Source organism: Flagellimonas sp. ABD4_174 (assembly GCF_056160185.1).
In genome coordinates this window covers 2,047,842-2,072,164 of sequence record NZ_JBSWWP010000001.1, presented here as the reverse complement: position 1 = coordinate 2,072,164, position 24,323 = coordinate 2,047,842, and the positions used below count along the sequence as shown (strand labels likewise).

Annotated in this window: 26 protein-coding genes; 17 read left to right on the top strand and 9 right to left on the bottom strand. The window is 38.8% G+C overall.

Translation table 11 applies throughout. The features are described 5' to 3' along the window. Window positions 1-206 precede the first annotated feature (206 nt). Complete coding sequence (locus ACXAFK_RS09130; protein ID WP_293295227.1) at window positions 207-1,049, top strand: 1,4-dihydroxy-2-naphthoyl-CoA synthase; 843 nt, start codon at window positions 207-209, stop codon at window positions 1,047-1,049. Window positions 1,050-1,619: 570 nt separating this feature from the next. Here ACXAFK_RS09130 and ACXAFK_RS09125 read toward each other — a convergent pair. Beyond that, window positions 1,620-2,954 (bottom strand): serine hydrolase domain-containing protein, encoded by a 1,335-nt coding sequence (locus tag ACXAFK_RS09125; RefSeq protein WP_474957533.1) that lies wholly within the window; start codon window positions 2,952-2,954, stop codon window positions 1,620-1,622. A 51-nt stretch (window positions 2,955-3,005) separates the two neighbouring features. Between ACXAFK_RS09125 and ACXAFK_RS09120 the strand changes: the two genes are divergently transcribed. From ACXAFK_RS09120 to ACXAFK_RS09100, 5 genes are all read left to right on the top strand, one after another. Continuing rightward, entirely contained in the window at window positions 3,006-3,878 is an 873-nt protein-coding gene (locus ACXAFK_RS09120) for a pirin family protein (RefSeq protein ID WP_474957532.1), read from the top strand. A 69-nt stretch (window positions 3,879-3,947) separates the two neighbouring features. Continuing rightward, the gene (locus ACXAFK_RS09115; protein WP_474957531.1) at window positions 3,948-5,387 is read left to right on the top strand and encodes an FG-GAP repeat domain-containing protein; all 1,440 of its coding nucleotides are present in this window, start codon (window positions 3,948-3,950) and stop codon (window positions 5,385-5,387) included. An 8-nt stretch (window positions 5,388-5,395) separates the two neighbouring features. Further along, entirely contained in the window at window positions 5,396-5,821 is a 426-nt protein-coding gene (locus ACXAFK_RS09110) for a 3D domain-containing protein (protein WP_474957530.1), read from the top strand. After that, window positions 5,818-6,480 carry an N-acetylmuramoyl-L-alanine amidase gene (locus tag ACXAFK_RS09105; protein WP_252079761.1) on the top strand — a complete coding sequence of 221 codons (663 nt, stop codon included), beginning with the start codon at window positions 5,818-5,820 and terminating at the stop codon, window positions 6,478-6,480. The genes ACXAFK_RS09110 and ACXAFK_RS09105 overlap by 4 nt, the downstream gene beginning before the upstream one ends. Before the next feature lie 5 nt (window positions 6,481-6,485). Next, entirely contained in the window at window positions 6,486-7,928 is a 1,443-nt protein-coding gene (locus tag ACXAFK_RS09100; RefSeq protein WP_474957529.1) for a M14 family zinc carboxypeptidase, read from the top strand. Between the two features lie 48 nt (window positions 7,929-7,976). Here ACXAFK_RS09100 and ACXAFK_RS09095 read toward each other — a convergent pair whose 3' ends face one another. Both ACXAFK_RS09095 and ACXAFK_RS09090 read right to left on the bottom strand, forming a co-directional pair. Then, entirely contained in the window at window positions 7,977-8,924 is a 948-nt protein-coding gene (locus ACXAFK_RS09095; protein ID WP_474957528.1) for a 3-keto-disaccharide hydrolase, read from the bottom strand. 71 nt (window positions 8,925-8,995) lie between these two features. Beyond that, complete coding sequence (locus ACXAFK_RS09090) at window positions 8,996-10,078, bottom strand: vWA domain-containing protein (protein WP_474957527.1); 1,083 nt, start codon at window positions 10,076-10,078, stop codon at window positions 8,996-8,998. 224 nt (window positions 10,079-10,302) lie between these two features. Between ACXAFK_RS09090 and ACXAFK_RS09085 the strand changes: the two genes are divergently transcribed. Continuing rightward, window positions 10,303-10,554, top strand: a complete 252-nt coding sequence (locus tag ACXAFK_RS09085; RefSeq protein WP_224836903.1) for a MoaD/ThiS family protein — start codon at window positions 10,303-10,305, stop codon at window positions 10,552-10,554. After that, entirely contained in the window at window positions 10,517-11,188 is a 672-nt protein-coding gene (locus ACXAFK_RS09080) for an NTP transferase domain-containing protein (RefSeq protein ID WP_474957526.1), read from the top strand. The genes ACXAFK_RS09085 and ACXAFK_RS09080 overlap by 38 nt, the downstream gene beginning before the upstream one ends. Window positions 11,189-11,193: 5 nt before the next feature. Here ACXAFK_RS09080 and ACXAFK_RS09075 read toward each other — a convergent pair whose 3' ends face one another. The 3 genes from ACXAFK_RS09075 to ACXAFK_RS09065 are packed head-to-tail and all read right to left on the bottom strand — an operon-like array spanning window position 11,194 to window position 12,541. Continuing rightward, window positions 11,194-11,340, bottom strand: a complete 147-nt coding sequence (locus ACXAFK_RS09075; protein WP_252079766.1) for a hypothetical protein — start codon at window positions 11,338-11,340, stop codon at window positions 11,194-11,196. A 57-nt stretch (window positions 11,341-11,397) separates the two neighbouring features. After that, a complete protein-coding gene (locus ACXAFK_RS09070) occupies window positions 11,398-12,033 on the bottom strand; it encodes a GntR family transcriptional regulator (protein ID WP_474957525.1) in 636 nt (211 codons plus the stop codon). A gap of 37 nt (window positions 12,034-12,070) precedes the next feature. Further along, window positions 12,071-12,541, bottom strand: a complete 471-nt coding sequence (locus ACXAFK_RS09065; protein WP_474957524.1) for a hypothetical protein — start codon at window positions 12,539-12,541, stop codon at window positions 12,071-12,073. Window positions 12,542-12,686: 145 nt separating this feature from the next. Between ACXAFK_RS09065 and ACXAFK_RS09060 the strand changes: the two genes are divergently transcribed. The 3 genes from ACXAFK_RS09060 to ACXAFK_RS09050 all read left to right on the top strand — a co-directional run bounded on the left by ACXAFK_RS09060 (window position 12,687) and on the right by ACXAFK_RS09050 (window position 15,886). Beyond that, window positions 12,687-13,475, top strand: coding sequence for a hypothetical protein (locus ACXAFK_RS09060; RefSeq protein ID WP_474957523.1), 789 nt, complete (start codon window positions 12,687-12,689; stop codon window positions 13,473-13,475). Between the two features lie 105 nt (window positions 13,476-13,580). After that, complete coding sequence (locus ACXAFK_RS09055; RefSeq protein ID WP_474957522.1) at window positions 13,581-14,951, top strand: aldehyde dehydrogenase; 1,371 nt, start codon at window positions 13,581-13,583, stop codon at window positions 14,949-14,951. Window positions 14,952-15,085: 134 nt separating this feature from the next. Further along, a complete protein-coding gene (locus tag ACXAFK_RS09050; RefSeq protein ID WP_474957521.1) occupies window positions 15,086-15,886 on the top strand; it encodes a universal stress protein in 801 nt (266 codons plus the stop codon). Between the two features lie 691 nt (window positions 15,887-16,577). On the opposite strand, the gene ACXAFK_RS09045 is transcribed toward ACXAFK_RS09050, so the two are convergent. The 3 genes from ACXAFK_RS09045 to ACXAFK_RS09035 form a co-directional block, all read right to left on the bottom strand. Next, on the bottom strand, window positions 16,578-17,249 hold the full coding sequence (locus ACXAFK_RS09045) for an RloB family protein (RefSeq protein WP_474957520.1): 672 nt from the start codon (window positions 17,247-17,249) through the stop codon (window positions 16,578-16,580). Continuing rightward, complete coding sequence (locus tag ACXAFK_RS09040) at window positions 17,242-18,549, bottom strand: AAA family ATPase (RefSeq protein ID WP_474957519.1); 1,308 nt, start codon at window positions 18,547-18,549, stop codon at window positions 17,242-17,244. The genes ACXAFK_RS09045 and ACXAFK_RS09040 overlap by 8 nt, the downstream gene beginning before the upstream one ends. 192 nt (window positions 18,550-18,741) lie before the next feature. Beyond that, window positions 18,742-18,954, bottom strand: a complete 213-nt coding sequence (locus tag ACXAFK_RS09035; protein ID WP_474957518.1) for a helix-turn-helix transcriptional regulator — start codon at window positions 18,952-18,954, stop codon at window positions 18,742-18,744. A gap of 200 nt (window positions 18,955-19,154) precedes the next feature. Between ACXAFK_RS09035 and ACXAFK_RS09030 the strand changes: the two genes are divergently transcribed. The 6 genes from ACXAFK_RS09030 to ACXAFK_RS09005 all read left to right on the top strand — a co-directional run bounded on the left by ACXAFK_RS09030 (window position 19,155) and on the right by ACXAFK_RS09005 (window position 24,112). Next, complete coding sequence (locus tag ACXAFK_RS09030) at window positions 19,155-19,382, top strand: hypothetical protein (RefSeq protein ID WP_474957517.1); 228 nt, start codon at window positions 19,155-19,157, stop codon at window positions 19,380-19,382. Between the two features lie 607 nt (window positions 19,383-19,989). Then, window positions 19,990-20,790, top strand: coding sequence for an ABC transporter ATP-binding protein (locus tag ACXAFK_RS09025; RefSeq protein WP_474957516.1), 801 nt, complete (start codon window positions 19,990-19,992; stop codon window positions 20,788-20,790). Window positions 20,791-20,796: 6 nt separating this feature from the next. Then, window positions 20,797-21,555, top strand: a complete 759-nt coding sequence (locus ACXAFK_RS09020) for a hypothetical protein (RefSeq protein ID WP_474957515.1) — start codon at window positions 20,797-20,799, stop codon at window positions 21,553-21,555. A 3-nt stretch (window positions 21,556-21,558) separates the two neighbouring features. Further along, window positions 21,559-22,239, top strand: a complete 681-nt coding sequence (locus ACXAFK_RS09015; RefSeq protein WP_474957514.1) for a hypothetical protein — start codon at window positions 21,559-21,561, stop codon at window positions 22,237-22,239. Between the two features lie 404 nt (window positions 22,240-22,643). Then, window positions 22,644-23,405, top strand: coding sequence for a sensor histidine kinase (locus tag ACXAFK_RS09010; protein WP_474957513.1), 762 nt, complete (start codon window positions 22,644-22,646; stop codon window positions 23,403-23,405). Continuing rightward, window positions 23,402-24,112 carry a LytR/AlgR family response regulator transcription factor gene (locus ACXAFK_RS09005; protein WP_474957512.1) on the top strand — a complete coding sequence of 237 codons (711 nt, stop codon included), beginning with the start codon at window positions 23,402-23,404 and terminating at the stop codon, window positions 24,110-24,112. The genes ACXAFK_RS09010 and ACXAFK_RS09005 overlap by 4 nt, the downstream gene beginning before the upstream one ends. Window positions 24,113-24,323 lie beyond the last annotated feature (211 nt).

Below are 24,323 nucleotides of genomic sequence, written 5' to 3'. Positions count from 1 at the left end.
CAAGAAATCCAAAAGAAATAAGATTTCATGATTATTGTTTGTGAATTTCGAGGATTTCTAAGAAAAATCAAAAAGAAAAAAATTGTGCTATCTACATTTTTATCAACGCTAAAGTATTGTTTATGTTCACTTTTCGACTACCCAAATCACATCAATGGCCATAAGCTATATTTTCCGTTATTTTGTGATACATAAAAAATACCACTATGGAATCACCCAACTGGCAGACCGCCATGGAATTTGATGATATCACCTATAAAAAAAGTAACGGGGTTGCACGTATCGCTTTCAACCGTCCTGATGTTCGGAACGCCTTCCGCCCTAAAACCACGAGCGAGCTCTACAGGGCTTTTTACGATGCACAGGAAGATACCTCAATCGGGGTGGTATTGCTTTCTGGCGAAGGACCCTCATCCAAAGATGGTAAATGGGCCTTTTGCAGCGGTGGGGACCAAAAGGCCAGGGGACACAAAGGTTATGTGGGCGAAGATGGTTATCATCGTTTAAATATTTTGGAAGTACAGCGCCTAATTCGGTTTATGCCCAAAGTGGTAATTGCCGTTGTGCCCGGTTGGGCCGTTGGCGGTGGGCATAGCCTGCATGTAGTATGTGATATGACCTTGGCCAGTAAGGAGCATGCCATTTTTAAGCAAACGGATGCCGATGTGACCAGTTTTGATGGCGGCTATGGTTCTGCTTATCTGGCAAAAATGGTCGGACAAAAAAAGGCTCGCGAAATTTTCTTTTTAGGTAGAAATTATTCAGCACAAGAAGCCTATGAAATGGGCATGGTGAATGCTGTGGTTCCCCACGAGGAACTCGAAGATACAGCCTACCAATGGGCTCAGGAAATCCTGGCAAAATCACCAACATCCATAAAAATGCTAAAATTTGCCATGAACCTTACCGATGACGGTATGGTAGGGCAACAAGTTTTTGCCGGTGAAGCTACTCGATTGGCCTATATGACCGATGAAGCTATAGAGGGAAGAAATGCGTTTTTGGAAAAACGTAAGCCAGATTTTGGTAAGGACAAGTGGATTCCGTAAACCATTCTGTTGTTCAGACAGAAACATAATTTAAGGATTTCCATAAATTGAAAAGAGCCCTGCCGCTAGGTCAGGACTCTTTTACGAGAACACTATATGAAAATGAAAAAATTACTTTCGTTTTTTATTACATAGTAAAAGTACCGCCAAAGTTTTTGTGGGCGAAATTATTGTTGTGAAGCCAGGTCTGGCTGTTGTCATTCTATGGATTTTGTAATTATAGGTCGATGAAACCTATATTTTCATACGCTGGAAAAAGGGGAAGATGGGGCAGATGTTCCAAAAAGTATATTGTAAATCTCTTTTTTAAATCACTGCAGAAGTTTACTCAATGGAGGTAAGCTTCAAAATGTATTCCTGACCAAACAATATTTTGGTTAGGGTATAAATTGAAAAGAGCCCTGCCGCTAGGTCAGGACTCTTTTACGAGAACACTATATGAAAATGAAAAAATTACTTTCGTTTTTTATTACATGGTAAATGTACCACTAGAGTTCTCGTAAGCGAAATTATTGTTGTGAAGTATCAAAATATTGTGGTCATAGCTTAAGATCAATATATCTCATCGATTTACGGTAACGCTTTTACGATGTTCGACAGCACCCCGTTTACATCAAAATGGGGCTCTTCGGCCAAACCGGTCCTTACAACGACTAGATCCTTGGAAGGAATCATAAATACATATTGGCCTTCGAAACCATTGCACGAAAAAAGGTCTTTTGGAACATCGGGATATTTACCTTCGGCATTCAACCAAAAATGAGCACCATAGGTTCCATTGGAATGTGCAGTTGGTGTGGTTATATAATCTACCCATGTTGAATCGAACAATTGTTCACCGTTCCAATTTCCTTTGTTTAAATACAATTGGCCAAATCGGGCCCAATCACGTGTGTTGGCCCATGCATAGGAAGACCCCACATAATTTCCAGCGATATCGGCCTCCATGACCATGGAGTACATACCGATCTTATCTATTAAGGATGCATAAGGAAAATCCAAATATTCTTGGTGGCTTCTAAACTGTTGCCTTAATATTCCGGACAAAAGGTTGGTAGTTCCCGAAGAGTAGTTCCAAATTTCCGTAGGTTCGGCGATTGCTTCTTTATTTTTTTGTGCCACCGTCATATCACTATCCAAAAAAAGCATACGGGTCACATCCGAAATACCTGTATAATCTTCTTCCCAAGCCAATCCGCTTTGCATACGGAGCAAATGATCCAGAGTAATGTTCTTTCGCTCATCATCTTTCCATTCCACTATGGGAGCAGGCCAATCCATTTCCAATTTTCCTTGATGTTCCAATATTCCATAATACGTAGCAAGCACGCTTTTGGTCATGGACCAACCTAAAATTGGGGTGTCCTTATCAAATCCATCAATATATTTTTCTGCCAACAAATGCCCTTTGTACAGTATGAGCAGGGTCCTGGTTTTTTGAGTTTCCGGCTCGGCAAATGCCATCGCAACAGCTTTATTGATCAAATTCATGTCCACCTCGGAAAAAATGGTGTCCACAGGTTCGGCCTGACCAAAAGGATAAGGTAAAGTATCGATGGGTTGGTTCCTACGTGGCCTGATCTTCAATGCTTCTGGATCGTAATCATCGTTTATTAAAACAGCACCCAATCCATCTCGGTACACCGCTTTACGCTCCATTAGGCCGTAAACAGTGGACGCAGCGGAAGATTCTGTCTTATTGACCTTGGTGGATGCCAATTCTATTAACGGCGCACTGTTATCGTATTGGTTTATACTGGCGGCAGAACGATGCGCCACATAAACACCAGAGGCCATATTTTTGGCTGCATAACCGGAAATAATGTTCAATTTGGGATAATTAAGATATATGACCACTCCAATTACGATAAGGAGGAGTAACAGAACGCGCTTAAGTAGTTTCATTATAAAAGGATGTATTTGTAACTTTCTGCAACCAAATATAAACAATTAAACATGTCGAACATTGGATTGATCATAGAAGAAAGGAGCCGTGACATAGGTGATTTTTTAGTGGGCAGGTTGATACCGTTTCGCAAAAAACGCATGATCGGCCCTTTTATATTTATAGATCACATGGGACCTACCAAATTGGGGCCAAATAAATATATGGATGTGGACCAGCATCCCCATACGGGACTTTCTACTTTGACTTTTATGCTGGAAGGCGAAATAATGCACGAGGACAGCCTTGGGACCAAACAAAGAATAAAACCGGGCTCAGTAAATTGGATGACGGCAGGGAAGGGGGTAACCCATACAGAAAGAACCCCGAAAGATCTAAGGAATGGAAATACATTTGTGGCACACGGCTATCAAATATGGGTAGCTTTGCCCAAAGAGCTGGAAGGTATGGCGCCAGAGTTTCATCATATAGAAGAAAAAGATATTCCCAGATGGAGAGACGAAAGTGCCGAATTTAAATTGGTTGCGGGACAAGGATATGGAAAAGAATCCCCCGTACCCGTGCATTCCAACTTGTTTATGGTAGAGGTGAAGAACACAGAAGCCTATGCTCTAAATGTAAACAGGAATTTGAGCGGCGAAATAGGTGTCTGTATCGTAAAGGGAAGTATTGAATCCTGTGGTGAAACCGTAGGGGAGGGCAATATTTTAGTGTCCAAGGTAGAGGACACCTGTAACATAAAACTACAGCCCAATACACATTTATTGTTATTTGGTGGCGAACCTTTTCCAGAGGAACGCTATATTTATTGGAATTTTGTTGCATCTAGTCAAGAAAAGCTGGATCAGGCCAAAAAAGCATGGAGCGATAAAAATTTTCCGATGATGAAAAATGATAGTTCTTACGTACCCTTACCAGGGTAAGAAAACATAAACCAACCAATGCCATATCAACCGAAAAGTACCCCCACATGCGTTTTACTTGCTATTGTTTTGACGTTAGTTTCGTGCAGTAACAAAAAACCACAACAAACTGAAGAAGTACAACTGTACAACAAGTATTGCGCTAGTTGCCATGTTGCCCCTAAAATTAATGAACTTACCAAAGAAATCTGGGAAACCTCAGTTTTGCCGGCTATGGTAAATCGTATGGATGTAGAAGGTATGTACCAGGATCCGAACGAGGTAATTAAAGGCTATAGGCCAAAAATTACACTAAAGGATTGGGCCAAACTGGAAAATTATATAATTTCCAACGCGCCCAAACTTTTTAAACCAATAAATGTTCCGCAAGCGGACACCCTAACACAATTTGCCTATAAGCCTTTTGCTTTGGATGATAAAAATGGTGCCATGATCACCTACTTGGAGTTTACGAACCAAGGGAGCACACTATTTTATGGAGATCTTACAGGAAAGTTAAGCTCATTCGACTATTCACAGGAAAAGAGTCTTCAAATTTTTCAAGGTAATACCCCAATTACGTGGTACAGCAAAAAAGATTCAATAGAATGGATCAGCGAAGTGGGCATTCTAGGTCCATCAGAACTGGAAAAAGGGAAACTCACCCGTAAGATAGGAAATGATACCCTTGCACTGGAAAACCCTTTTCATAGGCCGGTGCATACACTGCTGGAAGATTTTGACGGAGATGGTAAAAATGAAATAGTGGTGAGCGAATTTGGTAACCAATCCGGCAGATTATCATTATTGACAGAGAATAATCAAGGTACTTTCACTAAAAAAGTCTTGCTCAATCTCCCTGGAGCCATAAGAACGGTGGCGCGGGACATGGACAATGATGGTAAAAAGGACATTGTTGCCTTAGTAACACAGAGCAACGAGAGTATAACCATCTTTTATCAAAAAGAAGATTTGGAATTTGAACCCATGAAAGTAATCGAATTCAGTCCTGTTTTTGGAACAAGCTGGTTTGAACTGGTCGATTATAATGGTGATGGGTTGGACGATATTGTTACGGTACAAGGGGACAATGCCGATGTATCCTATATCAACAAGCCCTACCATGGCATGCGAATCCATTTAAATCAGGGAAACGATCATTTTAAGGAATCTTACTTTTATCCCATGTACGGGGCAACTAGGGTAGTTGCTCGGGACTTTGATCAAGATGGTGATTTGGATTTTGGATTGGTAAGCACCTTTCCCAACTACCAGGAATTTCCCGAACGTACCTTTGTATATTTGGAAAACATAAACCCCGAAAGCTATACCTTTAATACCAATATTTTGGAAGATCCCGTTATGGCACGCTGGTTTTTAATGGATGCTGCGGATATCGATAACGATGGGGATGAGGATATTGTACTGAGTTCGTTGACCTTGGGCTTTACACCGGTACCCAAAGTTCTATCCGACCGCTGGACCAATAGTAACGTCGACATTACCGTTTTGGAAAATTTGTTGCATTGAAAATCCCGATGATCATAGTAGTTTTGATCCTGTTGGGTTGTTCACAGAAAAAAGTGGGCCCGCAGAGTAAACCTGCGCCAAAATACGAATGGTACGGTCACGAGGTCATAGCTTCGGCATACAATTCGGTGTTCTGGCAAACAGACAGCATTAGTCCGTCCGTTGCCGCTTGGGGAGACACCCTAAAACCGGGAATGAAATCCATTGCAGTATCCAGGGACCTTATAAAAATGGGACTAAGGCATAACACCATGGTAAAAATAGATACCTTTCCGGATACATTTCTGGTAAAAGATAAAATGCACTGGAAATGGAAAAACCGTATAGACATATATATGGGCAAAAACATAAAAAAAGCAAGGGAATGGGGCAAAAAGAAATTGATGATTTGCTACGCAGTTCCCTTGGATACAATTATAAATACAATTGAATGAGAAAAACAAGTCTGATTGCCCTAATGGCAATAGCCTTAGGAGGATGCTCCGTAAAAAAGGAAATCGTGGATATCCCTATTATTTTTGATGATCAACGGATCGAACTGACAAAAGAATATCTGCTGACCCGATATGAGCTGGATCAAAAAACACCAGAAATAACGCCAAAAATGGTGGTGTTGCACTGGACGGCCATACCATCGTTGGCAAAATCCTTTACCGCTTTTAACCGTCCCACACTGCCCAATTGGCGTCCAGATCTGGAAAACGTGAGCGGGCTTAACGTTTCTGCCCATTTTTTGGTAGATCAAGATGGCACTATTTATCGCTTAATGCCAGAAACAACCATGGCACGTCACGTAATCGGGTTAAACCATTGTGCCATTGGTATAGAGAATGTTGGTGGCACCACAGATATGCCCATGACCAAACAACAACTAAAGGCCAATATATTTTTGGTGGAATATTTAGCTTCCAAATATGACATTGACTATGTAATAGGACATCAAGAGTACACCAATTTCGAAGACCACCCACTCTGGTTGGAAGTAGATGATGGGTATAGGACCGTAAAAAACGACCCTGGAATGGATTTCGTAGAAAAGGTAAGAAACGCCACCAAAAAATTTAATTTTAAACCTGTTCCAACAAAAAAATAATCCATATGAAACAGTTATTGTCGTTATTAACCATCTTGTTGGCCGTTTGTGTACACGCACAAGACGAACTGACTTCCCAATTGTACAAAACATACGACACATACAAGGAAACCAGTATCGGCAAAAGAAGAATTAAACATGCCGATATACAGCCATTAATTCAGAAAACGGCCGCCAATCCCAAGTTCAAGGTCCAAAAAGTTGGAGAATCCATACAAGGAAGAGACTTAAACTTGATCAGTATTGGTTCTGGGGACATCAATATTTTTTTGTGGTCGCAAATGCACGGAGACGAGCCCACGGCAACGCAAGCAATTTTTGATATCATCAATTTTTTGGATGCGCCTGAATTCAAGACTGAGAAAGAAGAAATACTCTCCAAGTTAAAGTTGCATTTTTTACCGATGCTTAATCCCGATGGGGCGGAGGTATATACCAGAAGGAATGCATTGGGAATCGACATCAACCGGGATGCTTTGCGATTACAGTCCCCCGAGGGTCGAACCTTAAAAAGAATCCGTGACAGTTTGGACGCCGATTTTGGATTTAATCTGCACGATCAAAGTTCGTACTACAATGCCGAACGCACAGAAAAACCAGCCACTATTTCGTACTTGGCAACTGCTTATAACTACGAAAAGGATATCAACGAACTACGCGCCAATGCGATGAAGGTAATCGTATACATGGACAAAATCATCCAAAACTATGCACCGGGGCAGGTTGGGCGCTATAGCGACGATTTTGAACCCCGTGCATTTGGCGACAATATTGCAAAATGGGGCACAAGCTTAATTTTAATCGAATCCGGAGGCTATACCAACGATCCCGAAAAGCAAGAAATTAGAAAACTAAATTATGTATCAATTCTTTCTGCTTTGTACACTATTGCCAAAGGGACATATAAGAACATCCCTATTGAGGATTACGAAAAAATACCACGTAACGACCGTAAGCTTTTCGATTTAAAGATTGAAAACGTGACCTACGAACTATTGGGAAATGATTACACCCTCGATTTAGGAATTTTTAACCACGAAATCGATTTGGAAGACCATGAGCAATTTTATTATCGAGGTTCGGTCGGTGATCAAGGTGACCTTTCCACCTTTTATGGGTACAAGACCTTTGATGCCAAAGGGTACAAAATTGTGCCACCTAAAGTAGCTAAGGTAGATCGTATTACCAACGCCATGGATCTATTAAAAAATGGAGTGGCTTATGTAAAAACCGAAATGCCGGAAAAAAGTAGATTTGTTCATTTACCTTTAATGCTGGTCCATGAGGAGTTTGAAATGAAGGATTTTAGTATTCGACCTGGCATTAATCCAACTTTCTTTTTAAAGAAAGACGGAATATTGACACATGCAGTAATCAACGGATTCTTAATTGACCTATCCCAACCCTTGGATGGCCAAAATACAGGAAACGGATTGATTTTTCGCTAAACAAGAATCATAAAAAATAACCCCTGCGTGTTGACAGGGGTTATTTTTTTATTTTTTCAATGGGGTCACTTCAAAACTTCGGTATTCAATAGGTCCATGATCACCTTGGATCATAAAAGGGCCCGGTTCTCCTTCTTTACTGTCCAAAGCACCTCCCGTTATACCGGGAATGGTGGCATCGGATATTACCGTTTTCCCATTCAATACCACAGTAACACGTCTTCCGATTAAGGTAATGTCATAAGTTTGCCATTCTCCTGCAGGTTTGGAAGCATTCTCATTGGGCTCCAAAAATCCATATACACCACCTAAATAGATGTCGGAAGGCTCAAAGCCTTGGCTGTCCACTATCTGTACCTCATACCGACCACGCAAATAGATTCCACTATTGCTTCCTTCGGGATACCTAAACTCTACATGTAGCTTAAAATCTTGAAATTTTTCATCCGTGATCAGATTTGATCCAGACTCTGGGCTGGTCAAAATACCATCCTTGACCTGCCATTGGTTCTTTTCTCCATCAATATGCCAGCCCGATAGGTCCTTACCGTTAAAAACACTTATGGTTTTATCCCATTTAGGGTTTTCGGTATATGTCAATTTTGGGGCTTTTACCCCGGTCCAATCAATAATAGATCCATCGGTATAGATCAGGGTGCCTTTTAGTTTATCGTTTTCCAGCACTCCATGAAAAATCATGTCGCTGCCTTTAGGCTCCCATTGGTTGGGAATACTAAAGGTAAACTTGTTGTCACCATATGTTTCTACTTCGGAAATGGGCCTGGCGCTACCAAAGGCAAATACAAAACGGCCGATCAACGTAGCATGGCCCGAATGCCTGATCTCCAACCAGGAAGGCGCGGTCTTGTCCATAAAATCCATTTCCAAGTCCCATCGGCCTTCCAACGGGCTTATATTTTGGGAATACATACTTGTTGTACAGGCGAGCAGAAAGCTACAAATAAAGGTGTAAATAGTTCTCTTTTGGGTCATCATATGTTTGTTGAGTTTTATTGCTGACCCAAGATACGTATAATCCAAAAAATGTTTCTGCTTTTATGTTCGGTCTACTCGCAGCCACCGGTAAATCCGTTGGCGCTAAATTTGGTCTGCACTGCCCCTTGAAGACTGTTGTGGGTAAGCTGGATCACCAAGTTGCTTTCGCCGCTTCCATCTCTCTTTGGTGTGCAATATTCGAACAAATAAAAACTATTCGCCTGTTCGGCAACTCTTTGGGAAATATCGTTAAAGGTATTTTCCAGCTCTTGGGAATTGCTCGCAAAAACACTGGCCGTTTTTCCAATTTCCGTAAGGACTTCGGTATCGATTTCCGCACCGAGTCCTATTGTAAAAAATGAAATATTCCTATCGGCATCGTTTACAGCTCGCAAGGCATCCGATTCGCTATAACGGGATGCTTGATCGGTTCCATCGGTAAACAATACCACGGAAGCTGCGCCGATCACATCGGAATTTTCGGTGAGCAGATCTTCCGCTATTTCGGTGGATTTTATCACTGCTCCATAAAGATCAGTGGACGGGTCGTTACTGATATCGGTGGTAATACCCTCAATAGAAGCGGTCAATTCGGTCGCAGAAGATGATAATGGGTTCAATAAATGAAGTTCGTCCTCACCATCAAACCAATATATGGCCATTTTAAACGAATCGGTAGCAGGACTCGGCATTACATTATTGATAAAGCTTGTCGATGCTGCCTTTAATTCATCCAGACTACTTTGCAGAACACTATTGCTCAGGTCCAAGACCAGAACAGTGTTGTTGTTGAATACTTGGGAGTTGGGGGATATACGTGCAAAAGATTCCGATGACGAAATGGAATTGAAACAATCATCGTTCCTGCCTTGCTCATAAATGGCAAACTGTTCGGCGGTCAGTCCAGAAATGGGATTGCCCAAAAGATCGGATACTTTAAATAGTATGGAAACTTTTCCGGGTAGGGTAGTAAACTCATCCTGAATGGACAATAGAAGATCGTTCTCTTCAAAACCAAGGCAGTCGTCCGGTTCTTCGCCAAGGCCCAATTCCCTGTCGTTGATGTTGAAACTAACATCGTCGTCCGCATTGCCACAAGAAAAAAGGATTAGGCTAAACGCCAAAATAAAGTTGAGCTGAAGTGTATTTTTCATTTTCAAATTAGTTAAGGTCCTTTCTGCACAACGTTGAAATCGATTGAAAAGTATCTGGATTTCGTGGAATTGAATTAAAGAAAAGTTAAAAGAATACCGGGGCTGTTAAAATGATTCAGAGCCAGTTAATTTTTAATATTTTCACATCCGTTGCAAAGCAAAACAAACCTACCAACCTACCTGACCAAAATCAAAAGAACACTAACACTATTAGGTTGAACTGTATGACCATATTATTATTCGGGGCTACCAAAGATATTGTAGGAACCCCATCTTTATCTGTACCAACGGCAAGCCTCTCCGGAAAAAAAATCCCAAATACGGTAGGCGAGCTCAAGAAATTTTTGGAAAGTCGTTATCCTGAACTCAAAAAAATTGCTAGGGTAACCGTGGCCGTCAACCAGAATTTTGCCAAAGATCATGAGAGAATCAATTCTTATGACGAAATTGCACTTATTCCATCACCAGAGGAGTAGTGGAAGCTTTCATATTAAAAAGAACAGTTTGAGCAATGTGGCCCAAAAACCTGCCCATCTTTACGGCCTTGTACTTTCTGGCGGCAAGAGCGAGCGCATGGGCAAGGACAAGGGGTTAATAAAATACCATAAGGTTCCACAGCGCGAACATTTGTACCGTTTATTGGACCAATTATGTGAGATGACTTTTTTGAGCGTAAGCCCATCCCAATATTCAAATATTCCAAAAGGAGCAAGGGCCATAGTGGATCAAAATCGGTACAACGGACCATTCAACGGGATTATGAGTGCACACAACACCCATAAAAACGCAGCTTGGTTGGTCTTGGCCTGTGATCTGCCTTTTATGGACTTGGCAACACTACAACAATTAATAAACGCAAGAGACCCAAAAAAAACGGCAACCGCATTCCTTGGTCCAAAAACAGAAAAGCCCGAACCATTGGCCTGTATTTGGGAGCCTGGGGGATTGGAAAAAGCGGTACACTTTTTAAAAAAGGCTGAACAATCTGGCCCCAGAAAGTTTTTAATGGATTCCGAAATTACATTGGTAACACCAAAAAACGAACAGGCGTTGTTCAATGCAAATACGGATTTAGATTATACGTATGCTAAAGATATGTTGAGAGGGTAGTGCCCTTATTTCTGGAATGTTTTTCTTTTGACCTGATTCTGTTCCAGCGTATCCAAATCTTGGAAAATGCCACAAGAAATTTGCTTTTTGATCAATGATCTAGATTTTTTCCGTTTGGCAAGCAATTCTATTTCCTTATTTAAATATTGCATAATGAAGCATTTTTTATAGAACGGACAGGGCTTCTTTTTATTTTGAAAACCAATAGGTTATCCATTTTTTGAGATTTGCGTTTCAATATGATCCAAAACAGACATCCAGTGCATACGTAAAATTAATGCGGCTGTGGGAAGATTGTTTTCTTGTATGGTTTCCAAAACGGATCGGGCCTGTACTTTTATGTTTTCGAAAAAATCATGGTCTTGGATAAAATCATGCTCATAAAAATGAAGCCGGAGCTTAAGGTCTTTTAAAATTTGAAGCAAGATTTTATTGGTACAGTGCTGCACCAATCTATTGTGAAAATTGAACCGATGTACCAAGCCCTTTTCCAAGGTCTTGGCCTCTTCCATTTTTTTCTGTAGGATTGCCAATGATTCTATTTGATTAGGGTGGAAAACGGAATTTTCCAGAGCCATTACCTCCAATTGGGCAACGATCTCGATAAGGTTTTTAACTTCATGTTGGGACAGTCGGGCCACGATGAATCCCCGATTGGGAACAGCCTGTAGCACCTGGGCCTGCTCTAATTGACTCAAAGCCTCTCGGATAGGGGTAACGCTTATCCCCATGTCCCTGGAAAGGGCGGCCAAATTAATTGTTTTTCCTACAATTAATTGCCCTGTTTGGATTTGAAGCAGTAAATGGTCCTTTACTTCGTCCCGTAATGCATGCGTTTTACCCATGTTGTATTGGATGGACAGCTCCTATTTTAAGGATTGCCTACCTCCGTTCATAAATGAACGAGGAAATACCTGGCAAATCCTCGCCAACGGTTTTGATAATCCTATTATTGCTCAGTTGCAAGGTTCCAAGTACAGTGCTGCCCTGAAAAGCCACCTCGGACCCGTTGCTGGCCCATACGCCTGTGGCCAAATTGCTGCCATTACAGCTGGCCACGTACAAGTTATTGGTGATAGGGGTAAGTATAAAATTGGACTCCTCGAACTGGTAAGTGGAATCATCCCTAAGTGTTATGGTGCCCGCAATACAATTTTCCTCATCCAACAAATTATTGGATGATGACCCATCTCCGTCAAGATCTATCGGCGAACTGACGTTAACCTCCACCAGTTCCCATGTACCCACAAGTTCCGCACTTGAAAATCCACCATCGTTTCCATCATCATCACTACAAGAGATTACACAGATAAGTGGGAGTAAAAGCAGTAAAATATTTCCGAATTTTTTCATGGGACCTATGTATTGTTTGGTTGAAAATAAGACAATTTAGATAAAAAAGTCCAACCCATATGGGTATTTCATCGATCTAAAACTGATAAATACACTAAAAAAATACGCGTCACGTTCTTGCTAAGTAAATACATAACCATATATAATGAAGAAACTTAGCTCTAAAATCTTAACCTTTTCTTTAGTTGCCATAGCGTTGGCAGGTTTTCAATCCTGTAGTGAGGATGCCATGCCAGGTGAGGGCGAAAAGCTTACACAAGCGGAGTTACAGACCATTTTAAATACCGATGAGATCGCTGGTGCCGCAGATACCGCATTGGCCGATCTTTTTGCAGGAAATACGGCAAAAACAGCTACCGCGAAAGATGGGGAGTGTTATTCTGCCGAGTATACCGAAACGGGATTTGTGGCCACTTTTAACAATTGTTTGCTCAACGGAACCGATAATGCAAACGGTACCGTTACCGTAACGTATGAAGTAGGGGAGGAAGAATCGTCCTTTACGGCCACGTACCAAGATTTTTATGTGGGCAACATTAAGATCAATGGAACAAGAACTTACGAAATTTCGGCCGGAAGCCAAGAAAATTCGGTTTCTTTCACCGTGGAGAGCGACATGACCATTGAGATGGAAGACGAATCGGTAATTTCGGAAAATGGAACCAAAACTTTTGGAATCACCTTTGGTGATGAATTGGAAAGTACGGTATTCAGCCTTTCGGGCAACTGGACCGTGGAAACCGAAGGAAACACCTATTCCGTGCAAACCCTCGAAGATCTTCAAGGGAATGCCACTTGTGAATACCTGACCACGGGCAGCATGACCATCTCCAAAAACGGATTGGCCGTTACGGTGGATTTTGGAAACGGAGAATGCGATGACGTAGCCACCATAATTTATCCAAACGGAGCTACTGAGGAGATTACATTATAAATCACCCCAACAATATAAATGGAAAGCACCGATAACAGTCGGTGCTTTTTTGTTTTAATAGGTTACTGTTCTTTGTTTGGTTATATTTAAAGAAACGTTTCTCATATGGTTAAGCAATTGGTAACGGCCCAAAATGATTTTTTTGCCACTCACAAATCAAAAGATGTTGCTTTTAGAAAAAAATATCTGAAAAAATTGCTACAAGAAATTGAGGATCAAGAAGATGCCGTGTGCGATGCCTTGTACGCCGATTTTAAAAAGCCAAAGTTCGAAAGCCTGGCCACCGAGACCCAGTTGACCTTGGCTGAGTTAAAGCATGCCATTAAAAATATAAAGGAGTGGAGCGAACCCAATAGTGTTGGACCATCCTTGCTAAATTTTCCGTCCAAAGAGTGGATACAACCGGAACCCTATGGCAAAGTGCTCATCATTTCACCCTGGAACTATCCCTTTTTGCTCACCATGTCGCCCTTAATAGGAGCTTTGTCCGCCGGAAACACGGCGATTCTTAAACCATCGGAATTTAGCCCGAACACCTCTAAGATCATCGCAAGGATAGTACGAAAGGTATTCCCGCCAGAGTATGTTACCGTTGTTGAGGGTGGAGTAGAGGCATCTACCGAACTATTGGCCGAAAAGTGGGAATACATCTTTTTTACGGGCAGTACACGTGTCGGTAAAATTGTGTACCAAAAAGCAGCGGAACATTTAACACCTGTTACTTTGGAACTAAGTGGCAAAAATCCATGTATTGTGGACGAAACCGCATCCATAAAATTGGCGGCTAAAAGAATTGCATGGGGAAAATTTATAAATGCAGGGCAAACATGTATTGCCCCCGATTATATTTTGGTGCACAAGAGCGTAAAAAATGACCTTGTGGACGGGTTAAAATCCCACATTGAACAATTTTATGGAAATACTATTGAAAACTCAGAGGATTTTGCACGGATTACCACGAGTAAGCATTACGAAGAACTGAAAACCATGCTCCAAGGTCAAAAAATACTATTTGGAGGTAATTTTAACGATAAAGATCGTTTTGTGGAACCTACATTGGTGGACGAACCGCCCTTGGATAGTACTGTAATGGAAGGGGAGGTCTTTGGTCCTATTTTGCCAATAATTTCGTATGATGACGAAAGTGAACTGGACAACTATATTTCTCGCTACCCTAACTCTTTGGCCTTTTATGTGTTCTCTACCAACAAAAAGTTTCAAAAACGGATGATGCGCCAATACTCCTTTGGCGGGGGAACCATAAACGATACCGTGGTACACATCAGCAATAAGTCCTTGCCCTTTGGTGGGGTGGGCCAATCTGGAATAGGGGGTTACCACGGCAAACATTCCTTTGATTTGTTTTCGCACCATAAATCGATTGTAAAACGTGCCAATTGGTTAGATGTTCCCTTGAGGTATGCACCGTACACGATTTCTTTGGGTTTGATGAAAAAAATCAAACATTTCTTCTAAAAAGTGGTTATAAATCTTTGATTTGATGTGAAATTGGTTGCGAAAATCACATTTATCTATTAATCCTGCGTTAAAAAACGGGATAAAAGCGAGTTAGGTAGTATCTTTAAGTAAAAGGATAATCACAATCAGGTATGAAAAAACATCACAAAAAGTATCGTATCTCCGTATTGTTGGATATGACGGACAACTCTGAATCTGTCCTGTCCAGTGCGGTAGAGCTCGCCAAGCGTGTTGATGGTGACATAGAGGTCTTCCATGTAAAACCAGCTACAAATCTAATCAAAGGTGATAGCCAATTATCGGCCATTCGAACGCTGAACCAAGATGATAGGGCCACGAGGTCGGCATTGGAGCAGTTGATTTCGCGCGTTAGCTTGAATGAAGATTTCACCATCGGCTACAAACTGGAATATGGCAATGTTAGGAACAGGGTCGGCGACTATTTGGCCAAGGCAACACCCGATTTTTTGGTTTTGGGCAAACAACGACCAAAAATTGGAGTTTTCTTTGAAAGTATCATCGATTTTGTAATAGATCAGGTTAGCCATACCCACGTTCTAATATTGGGCAACGATAACACCTTGCGTTCGTTCGATGATATTAATCTTGGAATTTTCGGCGATGAATTGGCGGAAAACGACCTAGACCTAATTTTGGAACTAAAACGGGATAACGAAAAGCCGGTACGACATTTTGGAATTTCCGATGAACAGGAATCGGAAACCCGTGCATATCCATGGCAAAAAACGGTTTCCTATAATTTTAGTCGAGGCAGTAATGCCGTTGATGGCTTGGTGAGTTATGTTTCCAGGACAAATACGCAGCTATTGTGTATTTCCCAGAAAGGAAACGATTCTGATTTTTTTAAATCGAGTCCCATAAAGTCCGTTATCCGAAAGGCTAACGTTCCATTAATGATTTTGGGAGGGTAGATTGGAAAGGGAAGCTGTTAGGGCTTCTTTTATTTTCTATTTTACATAACATAAATTATAGTACAAATGTCGTTGTATTGTATTTTAATGGTTTTGCCAATTGCTTTCATAAAAAGTAAATGCCACAGCATTCATTTTTATACGCAATTCTCAGCCACTTGGCTAGCGCCATTAAAAGCTCAGCTTTTCGTTTTTATTGAAACCTTTGGTTTAATTGAAAATTTAAAGAAGAAAAATTTCACGGACTTTTCGTCAACTTGTCGCAAAAGCTTAAAATTTAGCCGAGCATAAATTTCTAAGCACTTGCTTACATCCTCCTTCGATTCTGCATTTTTTGTGAGCACCCATAACATTATGTCAAATAGGATTGAAACTTATTATTGTTGTTCCTTTTCTTTTGTCTTGAAACAAAAGAAACAAAAATTCAAGAAGAAAATATGCTTCTGCGCTCTCTTTGTGTCTTATAGCTTCGCTATTTGGCCGTTTCACGCCCACACACAGGGCCGAAACGTAAAGAAAAGGTCTGGTAGACCTTTTTAGTGAAGGAGCCAGATGGCGAGTTGGCGGCAATGCTCCACTACTCCATCTCGCCGAAAAAAGCAATCATTCACTGAATAATCACTTTTTCTCGCGTGTGCCAAGCCACAAATTCACCCCGACACCGGCCCGCATTTTCTTCAGTCACTACCCTTTATTTAAAAACATTTAACTCCTCTATGAGTTTATAAACCAAAGTTGATGGATTTGAATTTGCACACGACTTACCTTCATGGATTTCTTCCAATTTTTTTGCTCTGTTAATAGCCAAATCCTCTCTGCTATTATCCAAGTCTTTTAAAAGGTTGTAAATTTCAGTATCATTCTTTTTATATTCTCTACCCAAATGTTTAGATAATAATTTTGAATAATCATTTCGGCTCATCGCGTGTTGATAATCTTCAAAATGTAATAAATACCACAATTCAAATGCTTCATTTGAATATGCACATTTATAATCAAAAGAATTAGCTTTATTTATTGCGTTTTCAAAATTTGAATCAGGAAACGAATCTTTATCAAAAACTATCCAAACTTCATATTCTATATTCGGATTAGTGCTTTGGTACTTTGGCACCATTTTTACAGCATGGTTCACCAAGGAAATCGTGTTCTTACCTCCAGAGGGATCTATATCAATATTCACCAAATTTTTAGGCAATTCTTTTTTAATTTCTTCAAAATAATTTGGCTCTGTTCTTGCTCCCTCACAAAACAACAAATAGTATTTTCTTAATGGCTTATCTTCAATTTTTCTAGCGTTCCTTTCCTTTTTCCTCTGCAACCTTTTTAGAATAGCATTATCTATTTTTTGAACTCTAGCCATCTATAGTATTTTTATTTAAATTCCTACAAAACAATGACTCAATGTTACCCAGAAAAGGAATAGCTCCATATTTACCGTTAATATAATTTTTCTCATAAGCTTCATCATTTCGAGGCTTATATTCAATTAATGAATAAAGATGGGATTCTCCATATGCATCTTTTTCAGTAAAATATATTTGATCTCTTCTGAAAATTTCTCTGTCCAGTAAATTTGTATCATGAGTTGTGAATATTAATTGTGCGTTATTTGGATTCCCTGTTTTACTATTAAAAATTTCAATAATTTTCCTAGTTAACAAAGGGTGCAACCTAGTATTGAACTCATCAATTAATAACACATTTCCTTCCATCAAGGTATGGATTATCGGCCCAATAATGTTAAACAACTTTTGAGTTCCATCTGATTCGTGTTGGAAAAGAGAAAATTCAACTTCTCCTACTTTATTCTTTTTATTATCATACTTATCATGAAATGTAATAATATCAGCATATTGTTCATTTTTCATGGCTTCCAATGCTGACTTAAACTGTTCTCTTGCCTTTTTAGTTAAAATAGTTTCATCAAAATCTCTAAAATCACTTTCTAACTCCTTTACTTTTAAACTATTTATGCCAAGGTCAGCAAGTTTCATAAATTCATAGATGATTTCAGCTGTGTCTTCATCTTGTAACATATGAACAGTCATGTCAAAGTACATCTCATCTTTTATACCATGCACAGTATTACAATTCTTAAACCAATCAATAATTTTGGTAGAAATCTTCCCGTTAAACTGAGCTACAACTGATAGAAACAATGCATTAGGCCTTGTTTTATCCTCAAGCCTTTCGCCTTCAGAAAATTTATCGACCATTTCGATATTGTCCATTTCACGTACAAAAAGAGGCTTTTCTTTAATCTTCAAGGTTTCAAACAACCATTCCGATGTAAATCGCTCATTAGTAGCTTCAAAACCGTATCTGTATTTAATTTTTCCAACATAAAATACCATCTCAAATAGCGATGGTTTTTTTTGAGAACTATCATCTAGCAAAAATGGTTTGATATTTAATGGTTCCTTCGCATTTGATTCTCTTGCTGAATTAACTACTAACCAGCGCATTTGTGCAATAGAATCCATTAAATTTGATTTGCCACTTGCATTAGCACCATATATAACAATACTTTTTAGCAAGTTGAATCGCTCTGACTTGATAAGTGTCTTATCTTCTAATTCTTTTATAGAAGTAGCAACCATACTAAGGGTGTTATTTTCCCTAAATGATTTATTATTTGTTGTATTGAATTCTATCAACATGAGAATTAGTCATTTAATTTTGTGCAAAAAAAACTATTTTAAGCAATAAACCTATTAAATATACGGATTTATCTCAATATTATTGTTTTTTTAACTTGTTTGATGTTATAAAACCTCTAGAATTCTTTGAAATACATGGATGTATGTATTCTTGAGCTAAGAAAATTCCAACTTAATCGTTAAATAGGTAGACTACTTGATAGTCTTGGTCTGCACCAACAGCTCTCTTATATCCACGTCAAGAATTTCAGCAATTCTTTTGAGGTCTTTTAAATGTGGCTGGGATTTATTGTTACAAATTGAAGTAATTGTATTTGGATTTCGGTCAAGTTTAACCGCCAATTCCTTTTGGCTCATTCCCTTAATAACAAGTACTTCTTTAATTCTGTTTATTCGCTCAGACATAGTCCAAAACTAGTCATAATCACATTTTAAGACAATGTTGGATTTTAACGAGTGTTTATTAAAACAATATAAATATTGTTTTAAACTATATTTATATATGTAAAAACAATGAATTTTGTTTTCATTTTTATAAATAAAACCTATATTTATATAGTTATTACCAGTGTTTCCATCGTAAATACAAATAGATTTATCCCAAAATGAGCTTAAAACCAAATAACCTACTCCCTCTCCTCTCCTACTTAGAAAAATGCCATGAGGGAGATTTGCTTTCCTTTACACAATGGTTGGATAAGGCCATTTATATGTTTCATTACTTACCTACCGATTCGTTTTCAGAAACGGAGCGCCAAAATGTTTGTCATGTGCTTATGGAATTAAAAGAAGCTGTTTTGAAAATCTATGTTGACCCAAATAATTATGCCTAAAACCCATTCCATACACTTTCACCTCCCCCACTCCCTTCGGCTTCGCTCAGGACAGGCTGCGGGTTCGGCAAAACAGTATTCCATTATATTTTTAAAGGAAGTTTTTAGAAGAAATTTTTCAGGAAATACAGAACAAACTTTGCCATTACTTCAACTCGCTCAAAAAAGAAAAGGTCTACCAGACCTTCCCTTTTTATGCCGTACCAAAGCTCAAGTTACATAACGCTAGAACATTATAGTACAGATGTTATCATATAGCAAATTGCGTATAGCTGTGCTATTTGATATAAAATCAGTTCTAGCGCTTTAGTGCTATAACGATACCAGTTTTATGTCAAATCAATTTGCTTTAAACATTGGTTGTTTTATCTCCCACCCTTCTTCTCGCAGTCAAATAAAATCAGCCACGGGTTGATTTGTTTTACCACGTTTTTGTACCCACGATCAATCTATTTGCAAAATTGTTGATTTTCTCCATTAGTTAAAACATATCCTTTATTGAGCGATCGATTGCATTCGTTGATTATATTTTATGCATCGGAAAATCCTTTATAGTGTTGCATAACAACACATAGCGCACAAAAAGGGTATGATAAAAATTCAAAGTATGGAATATAACTATTCCAAGAAAATCAACATATTTAAAGACATGAACCTTGAGTTTTCTTCTGGGAAAATTTATGGTTTATTGGGCAAAAACGGTGTGGGGAAATCTACCTTGATCAAAAATATTACCGGCATGCTTTTTCCGACCAAAGGCAGTTGTGAAGTTTTTGGTCTGACACCTGGTAAACGAGAGGTTAAATTTCTACAATACTTGTTTTTTGTTCCAGAAGAATATCATTTACCCAACCTTACTATTAAAGAGCTTATTTCCGTTTATAAAGATTTTTATCCAAAATTTGATGTCGATCAATTTGATGCCTACATCAATGAATTCAACATATCTAAAGACAAAAGAACTACCGAGCTCTCCTTAGGTCAGAAAAAGAAAATTTTAATTGGCTTTGCCCTGTCCGCCAATACCAAAGTGTTGATCATGGACGAACCCACCAATGGCTTGGACATTCCTTCCAAGATCACCTTTAGAAATATGATCAAGGATGCGTTTAAAGAGGATAGGATTGTCATCATCACCTCTCACCAAGTAAGGGATCTGGACGAATTGATCGATACCGTGATCATTATGCACGATGGACAGATTTTACTGAACCTTGATAAGGATGATATCGCAAAAAAATTACAGTTTGAATTGTCTGACAACAAAAAGGATGATGCCGCAGTACTGTACCAAGAAAAAGTTAGCAACGGATTCGCTTCCATTCAAAAGAACACCTCCGACATATTGGGATATGTAGACATTGAACTGCTCTTTAATGCAGTGTTGGCCCAAAAACTAAAATTATAAAACACCATGAATTATTCAACGCTGTGCTTATTGATCAAAAGACAATGTAAAGAGCATTATAAAACCTATGTAATTGGTCTTTTGGTCTTGCTCATTTTACTGGTTTTTATGTTCCTGGTCGTACATCAATGGAAATACAGCTTTTCGGGGGCTGTACAGAATGGGGTATTTGTAATTGGTCTATTTATTGCCGGCAGTGTGTTTTCCAATGCTATGTTCAGTGAGTTTTCCACTCCGCAGAGTGGCATGTGGCTTTTGGGCATTCCGGCAAAAGCTTCGGAAAAAGTGGTGTCGAGCATAGTGATTTCCACTGTTTTCTTTTTAACTGCTTATGTGATCATATTTTACATCGCGGATTTTTTCTATTTGCTTTTTGCTGGCACATTAACTTTTAAAGCCATGCTGAATCCGTTTAAGAACGATTTTTATCAATTCTTTTTTATCTACCTAACATTTAACGCATTAATGCTATTGGGAAGTGTCATCTTCAACAAAAACAGTTTTATAAAAATGTTGTTGACCATTGCTGTGCTTTTCTTCCTTTTAAACTATCTAAACGGATGGTTATTGAGCTTTCTGATCCCCGAAGCCAACATAGTTTCCACCATTGCCTTCGATAGTTTTTTGTTTTCGCACCACGGAGAAAATGTAAAAGTGTTTTTACCCGATAACATCAACTTATACAGTGCTCTTTTTGCGCATGCATTTTTACCCATTGCACTATGGATCTTGGTTTGGTTAAAATTGAAAGAAAAAGAAATTTAAGATATGAAGACAAGTAATGTATTTATCATCATTTTAAGTATTACCATATCCGGAATGCTATTTGCAACCAATCTAGGCCTAAAAAAAGAGTATGATAAAATTGATCTGGACGATGTTTTCAAAAACTATGTTTCGGTAAGTTCGGAACACTATACTGTCCTATCGATTTCCGGAAGTAATGGATATCCCATAGAAATTGTACAAAAGGATACCAATGCCATAAAAGTACTGCGTTCGAGATTGGAGCATTTTAAAAGTGTGGTGAAGAACGATACGCTCTTTATTGAATTTACGGGAGCTAATATTTCAATGCAAAAAAGCTTTTTGAGCACTACCCCATCTGGAATTATAATTTATAAAAACAATCTCGCCGGAATAATAGCCACGAACACGCACCAAAGGGTTTCTGGATTTGAGACCGAACATTTCACATTAAATTTAAAGGGATACTCGCATGTAGAATTGCAGAACTGTACCGTACAAACCTTATCGATTGCTATGGAAAATAAGAGTCATCTTCAATTTGTAGAGCACAATTTAGCAGATTCGATAGCTTTAAAGATGACGAATACTTCTGTAGCAAATTTAACCGACGTTGCCTTTAAAAAAATGCATCCGGTTTTGAGTGACAGCGTTACTTTGGTATTGTCCAAAGAGGTTTTTAAAAACATCCTGAAACAATAAGTTGGTATAATTCTATGGCCTAGATCTATTGTATATAAAAAAGTATATTGTTGCCACTTATGATATTAGATACATTCATAAAACAAAGAAATTCTTCGAAAACCATTAGAATTGGCTCTCATATCCTATTTTGGATAGTTCTGTTTTTCAGTTCATATTTCTTATCAAAATCATCCTATGACCCTTATTCTGCGACCCCTTTGGGCTATTTGTTCCCCCTAAGAAGGACACTGGAATTAATACTGTTTTTTTATCCGTTGATGTACGTATTGATTCCGTATTTCTTCGAAAGAAAACGATGGGTTCCTTTTATTTTATATCTCCTCTTACTCCTATTTTTTATTATTTTTATTGAAGCAGTAGGTGAAAAAATCACCTTTTATTATTGTGATACCTGTGCGGCGATGGCTCAGGAAAGAGATCCTGATTATTTAAGTATTCTTCATAAACCGGTTCTCGATAATTTTTTGTTTAAATCGTCAAGTATTGGTTTATATTTTAACCTGTTTTCCGGTTTATTGCTGCCCATAGCCATAAAAAGCAGTCTGGGGTATTATCAAATCCACACTAGAAACCTTGAGTTGGAGAAAGAGAAAGTACAGTTGGAATTGAACTTTCTAAAGGCTCAGGTAAATCCGCATTTCCTGTTCAATACATTGAACAATCTATATGGATTAATTTTACATGATCGCAGAGATGCTTCTGCGGAAACCGTGACACGTTTGTCGGATTATTTGCGATATTCCTTGGATAATGCGAATAAGAAAAGTATCCCATTGTCAGATGAAATTGAATTGACCCGTAATTATATCGAGTTGGAGAGTTTACGGTTAAACCATACAAAAGTCTCTTTTACAACCCAGGTTGACAATACCAATGCCAACATTCCGCCTTTACTGTTTATACCTATAGTCGAGAATGCCTTTAAGTATAATGTGGATAAAAAAGATACGGACATCCGTATAAATTTATCGGTAAATGCAAATACGCTACAATTGAAAGTCGAAAATGGCTTTGCAGAGGCCAAAACTAAAAATGATAACGGAGGCTTGGGATTGACCAATTTAAAAAAACGCTTGGATTTACATTATTCAGAAAATTATACGTACGATATGGACATTGATAATTCCGTGTACAAGGTATCGTTGAAATTAGTCTTAGCATGAAGAATATAAATGTTTTAATTGTTGATGATGAACCGCTGGCGCGAGAAATAATTCAAACGCATATAAGTAAAATCCCAAATTGGACGGTTGTTGATACCTGCATAGATGCCAAAGAAGCTTTTGAAACACTGGTAAAGAACAAAATAGATGTGTTGTTCTTGGATATTCAAATGCCGGTAATAACCGGAATTGAATTTATAGAATCGTTACAAAACCCGCCTTTGGTAGTTTTTACCACGGCCTATTCCGAGTATGCCCTTAAGGGGTTTGAATTAAATGCGGTGGATTACCTGTTAAAACCTATTTCTTTTGCTCGCTTTTATCAAACTGTGGAGAAAGTGAACAAAACATTGGAATTGCTAAATGATGCATCCAAACCAAGTAAAAAAGAAATAACCTATCTTTTTGTAAAACACGATGGAAAACTCTTAAAGCTTAATTTTTCCGATATCCTATATATCAAAGCGGAGCAAGAATACAGTTCGGTTTTTAAAACAGACGGAACACTTTTGGTCAGTATGCACTTAAAATTATTACAAACCCTTTTACCCGAAAAGCAATTTACCAGAATCCATAGGTCCTATATTGTTCCGCACGAAACTATTACGGCAGTTTATGGAAACACGGTCCAAATTGGAACAGAGATTCAATTGCCGATTGGCAGTAAATACAAGGAGGAATTGTTGCAAAAATTACAGATTACATAAAAAACACTTGCAAGCAGTTGTTTTGCAGGTAGAATTCGTGGAACCTGAGCCTCAAACCAATTCTGTACACTTTTAATCCGACCAAATCGCCTCCCAATTAACTAAGCACAGGTTGTGTTCGGTTTTATAAAAAGAAGGTGATATCCAACAAAAAAGGAGAAAACCGCAAACCGGGCTTTCTCCTTTTCAATATTTGGTTCCCAACAATGTT